We start from the raw sequence: 5027 nt of genomic DNA on the forward strand, positions 1-5027 counted from the left end.
TTCCTTATTTCAGAAAAGCGCCCTATTTTTGGAGACCGATATTAATAAATAATAACCGAGGGAACTTCGATTAAAGTCCTCATTTTTTTATAACGCATATTATTCTCATTTAAAGATTATCTATTAATTTGACGCTGTTAGCATAGTGCTAATTGTGGAATTTAAATCTTCTTTAAAGTTTTCCTCGTATAGTTCCAATGAGAAACTAACACTTGCATCAATATTCATTGCAACCCAGTCTTCATATATAAATACTACCATTCGGGCTATTTTCAAGTCTGGTGTATTTTCTATAAATCCTGGTACTCTATGTGCTGAATATTTATTTCGCCATTCCACCAATTTATTCCAATACAAATTATAATCTTTTTCACTTAACTCTAATTTTGACAAAATAATTGGCTTTAGTTCTCCCTCTAATCCAAGCTTCTTCCAGTGTGTTTCATTATTGTTAGTGCCAAAAATCATACACCATAGATTAATTGACTGAAAGTAATGTGCATTTATTGTATACACCCAAAATTCCTGAGAACCAAATCTACATAGGTCATCAAATTTCTTATGTAAATATCTAAAACTTGAATAATGGTATAAAAAGCTTCTTAGTATTTCATACTGTTCACTCAATACCGACTCATTAAAATTCATGTTACTCTCCCTGGAATTTATTTACTGATTATTTCTAATTCGTTGATCGTCCTTTAGTCGTTGTATGCTTTACTCTTTAAAAACTTTTCAGGATTCTTTTTAATAGCTTCAATTATTTTTGCTTTTTGGCTTTCGGAAATTTTCTCTCTTGATTGTTTAAGATCCTTTGCCGAATATTGAAACTCTGAAAATACTGGAGATGATACATAATGATTTGGTTGTGCCATATTAAAGATTCCGTTTTCACCGACTAAGGTATTTTCCCAAACCTCTTCAGCAGCCTTTTTTATGATGGTCACGATTAATATTCCTTGCAGATTTTAAAAAAACATAGGAAGAGTTAAAGTCGTGACAGATGTAGGTATAGCCTACAACACTTACTCATAAAACCCTCCTGTTTTCATTTTTATATTATTTTAGGTAAAATTAAAGGGCAACATGTAAAACTAGATGTGTTTCTTAAGACCTTCTGATATTCTAATTATACAATGGGAAGAGTATTTTACTTCCTTTTACTCTTCAATTATCTGGCCTTTTAGGTAAAATGGGCACAATCCTTCAACTACAGGAAAGCGCCCGATTGTTGAAGATCGTTATTGAACTCAAGCACCCGTTAATAAAATAAGGTAATTTTATTTATTATAATCTTACCAGTGTACTTGAAGTTTATTACCATTTGGGTCATAAAAGTGGAAAAAGGCATGACCATTATCTTCTTTTATATCCTCGACCTTAACTTGATTATCAATTAAGTGTTGATGAAATTTAGATAATTCTGGACTTGTAAAGCCAATGCTAAATTCTTGTTCATTATCAATTGTAAAATGTGCAAATGTTTCATCTTCGGTAGGAACTAAGATAAGTAAAAAGGGTCCTTCATTTACTTTTAAAATCGCAAGTTCCTCAGTAATGTTTAATAACTGGAGTCCTAATACATCTCTATACCATTGAGCAGACAGTTCTAAATCTTTTACAGGAATTCTAATATAATGTACTTGTTCAATAAATGATTTACTCATAGCCTTCTCTCCTTTATTTAATCTGGTATATCAAAGGTTCCCTTTCTATATACCTTTTTCCTTCCGATTATTGAATTAACCTGCTCCTTTAGTATAAGTGTATTTATTCACAATATTTCCCAAAATATCCATTTATTTCGAAAATGAGTTACTCAACAATCTGGCCCGATTGTGGAATAAAGCATCCATACAATAACTTTTAAGATATGAAACAGCTGAAGACGTTATAGTCTGTTATAGTTTTTTTAAGACATAGAAAAAGCAGACCCCCAAGTTAGAGAATCGACTCTAAACATTTCATTATAAGTGATAGGTAAGCTTTTGAAGTTATCACCAGCTTTTCCCCCACATCACACCGTACAGGCGAGTTTCCCCGCAAACGGCGTTCCAACTAATCCAATTCATTCAGAATTTTTTATGTATATGCAAGGATGAAATTTAGACTTCGATCCACTCCCATATCCCTGGCCAACCTACTTTTGTTGATTTTCATCTTTAAGCTCTCCATTTACATATTTAATTTTGGTAATTCCGTCAGACTGTTAATTTCTATATCGGTGTCGAACTCTACTGCTATGTGCATAATATTCACTCCAAGAATATTATGGGGTATTTGTCGAAACTGTACATTATTAAACAATCAACTTTGTACATTCTTAAAGTAGCATTTATATGGCGACCGCTTGGTTAACATGAGGGCATCTTTGTCTGAAGAAGGCATCACGTCCCCCTTTTTGCACAAAAAGAACCGGGCAGTCTTGCCCGGTATTTCTAAATTCGCCAAGCCTATTTAGATATTATAACCTCTCAACCAACGTATCGGCGTAGGACTTGAGGATATTATACGCCTTCTCGGAAATTAACTTTTTGTCTTTTTGATGATTTAGCAATTGAGTAAATCCGTTCATGTGTTCAAATGCTTTTTCTGTTTTACCTAGTTTTTCGAAATGACTCACTGAATTAAGATGTGCCTCTAAGGAACGGGCCGCTCCGTAGTTAGCAAATGCTCCTTCTTTCTCAAACCCTTCGACAAGTGCCTTCATTCCTGATACATTTACATCGTTTAGCAATTTATTCACCTCAGTAGCTGTCTGCTCACGGTCTGTTTCTGAGGTCACTGTGAGGGTCAAATTTGTCGGTGCTTTTGCATCCTTAGGAATTTTTACGTATACCGGAACATCTACCGATTTACCTGCTTCGACTTCAATAACGCTATTTTCCAACATAAGCTCCCAACCTGCTTCAGTCGCGGCATTTAAGCGAATGATGTCTGTTTCCTCACCGGTGTTGGTCACACTGAAGTTATAATGTGCAACGCGCCCAGGAATTGCCGGGCTGACCCCCTTGGTGGTCACATTAACCCCACGCTCATGCGGCCCTGATCCATCCATGTGTCGGACGGCTACGCGATAGGAAAGGGCACCATCATCATCATAGCTTTTACCTAAGACATAGAAATGAAGTCGGTTATGCTCGTCTTTATATTCGCTAACGACACCTGGCGCAGTTCCAGACTTAAACAGTGCGTCTGCCAGCTGTTCCTGGTCTCCTTTGGAAAACATTTTAATTGTACCATCTGCCTTTTTGTAATTCTCTAGATTGATATCCTCAGGATGAGAATCAATAACCCAAATGTTTGGCCACGTTTCATCATCCCTTGTCTTGGCAATTAAAACGCCTGAGTCGGAATTGAAAGAGTCAAAACCTACCTGGTCAACTACCTCAAGGGTATAGTTATTATACCAATTCTCACCTCGCTGCATATCTGCACGCCAATCATCTTCTAGATAGTTTCTGGGGGTTAAATCTTCCATAGTGATGTTGATACCGTTTATACCAGTGCGTCCAAACTTCTCACCGGTCGGTACTGCACGTGCAACTATGTCAGTAAACACGGGGCCCGTTTCGGCAAGTTCATCACGATCAAGTGACATATATTGATCCTTTGAGAGGAACCCCTGTTTAATTTTATTCCGCAACATATGGTGAGACGGTGACGTGGCGCCTAGGCTTGCTGGGATTCTCCATCGTTCATGTGGTCCACCGGGACCATTGTTAGCACCGTTAGCCATTACTTCCCACGGCCCTGAATAGGCTCGGGATACAGGGTCTCCGTAAGGATCGTTATAGTTATCAAGAAGCTCTTGGATGTGGCCAAGTTCATGGGCGAATGTCCCCATCCCACTATTTTCGCCTAAAATGGCGTATTTCCCGCCAATGCTAGCTCTTGCCCACAGGGACTTGGCAGCAAGCCAAGAGGTCCAAGGTACAACACGTGTTACTGCCGAGTTAGGCATATTTTCAAAAGGTGGCCCGAATTCATCGGGAATCGTCTCTGGACTTTCAAACATCATTTCACCGAATTTTGCCCATACACCCGATTCATCATAACCTGCATGAATGATGAAACTGAAGTCATAATCTTCTCCAGAGGCCTCTATATCGGCTTGCGCCTTTCTTATCGCCTCCGGTCCAAAATTCTTGGCTGTGTACCCAGGAGGCATATTCACAGTCTGACCAAACTCGTTTAGTCCGTACTGGAATTCGTTATGATCCATTCGATAAGGGCCAAAGGCATCGAGCTCTATGCCCCACTTACCGAAAGAGTTTTCCCTCCAATACTCATCGATAGTCCGGTAGTTATTTAAAGGTTGTGGGGTATTTAGATAATTCACAAAAAACTCACCAAGCTCTTCTCTAGGAATTCCTCCAACGCTTATGGGATTACCTGCAGGATCTGAGCCTTTAGGCTGAGTAAGGATAAACTCCTGATCCGGAAAATCTACTAGAATTACAGCACCTTTAATTACTCTTTCAGGTTCAAAGTCAGTATCTCGCCAGTCAATCCCTGGTACCGGTCGATATTCGTTCCAGGTCATTTCTCTTGGGAGGGTCCAGGATTCGGAATCCACTGGTTTGGGAAAATCAGACATTCCTGGTTCACTGGCGTATACGGTAGTAGAGGACAACACGAGCAGGATAGTGATAAACAATATAAAAGCCTTACTCCTTATTCTCAAAACTATCACCCTTTTTATTTTTTTTAGAGAAACAAAATAAGATTTGAATTTGAAAAAGTCGTTAATTGTTTACTATTTTAATCTGCTCCTTTTGAAATTTTTTCATATTTTACTAGATGTTACGTATATAAAGAATCCATGACTTTTACTAGAATGAATAAAAATCCCTCCTTCCTAAATCTCTTTAACCTTTTTAGATATTTTCCATATATACTTTAATAGCAATTAACATGCCAACTTAGCCGTCAGGTCTTGCATTAAAACAATTATTTTAGAAAGTTTGTATAAAATCCCATATTTTCCAATTAGTCTAATTATTAAATTTACAGGGAGATGATTT

General features: G+C 37.7%; 4 protein-coding genes. All 4 read right to left on the reverse strand.

Annotated features, from left to right (window positions below):
* Window positions 1-123 precede the first annotated feature (123 nt).
* The 4 genes from V7149_RS17210 to V7149_RS17225 all read right to left on the reverse strand — a co-directional run bounded on the left by V7149_RS17210 (window position 124) and on the right by V7149_RS17225 (window position 4660).
* Window positions 124-648 (reverse strand): hypothetical protein, encoded by a 525-nt coding sequence (locus V7149_RS17210; protein ID WP_335346835.1) that lies wholly within the window; start codon window positions 646-648, stop codon window positions 124-126.
* Between the two features lie 53 nt (window positions 649-701).
* The gene (locus tag V7149_RS17215; RefSeq protein ID WP_335346836.1) at window positions 702-947 is read right to left on the reverse strand and encodes a hypothetical protein; all 246 of its coding nucleotides are present in this window, start codon (window positions 945-947) and stop codon (window positions 702-704) included.
* A 348-nt stretch (window positions 948-1295) separates the two neighbouring features.
* Window positions 1296-1667 carry a VOC family protein gene (locus V7149_RS17220; RefSeq protein ID WP_043931838.1) on the reverse strand — a complete coding sequence of 124 codons (372 nt, stop codon included), beginning with the start codon at window positions 1665-1667 and terminating at the stop codon, window positions 1296-1298.
* A gap of 797 nt (window positions 1668-2464) precedes the next feature.
* Window positions 2465-4660 carry an FIMAH domain-containing protein gene (locus tag V7149_RS17225; RefSeq protein ID WP_335346837.1) on the reverse strand — a complete coding sequence of 732 codons (2196 nt, stop codon included), beginning with the start codon at window positions 4658-4660 and terminating at the stop codon, window positions 2465-2467.
* Between the last annotated feature and the right edge of the window lie 367 nt (window positions 4661-5027).

The organism is Bacillus sp. JJ1503 (assembly GCF_036965125.1).
GTDB lineage: Bacteria > Bacillota > Bacilli > Bacillales > Cytobacillaceae > Cytobacillus.

What these genes read in the sequence shown, in the direction of transcription:
- V7149_RS17210 (WP_335346835.1), bottom strand. Translation starts at nt 648, where the DNA reads ATGAATTTTAATGAGTCGGTATTGAGTGAACAGTATGAAATACTAAGA.
- V7149_RS17220 (WP_043931838.1), bottom strand. Translation starts at nt 1,667, where the DNA reads ATGAGTAAATCATTTATTGAACAAGTACATTATATTAGAATTCCTGTA.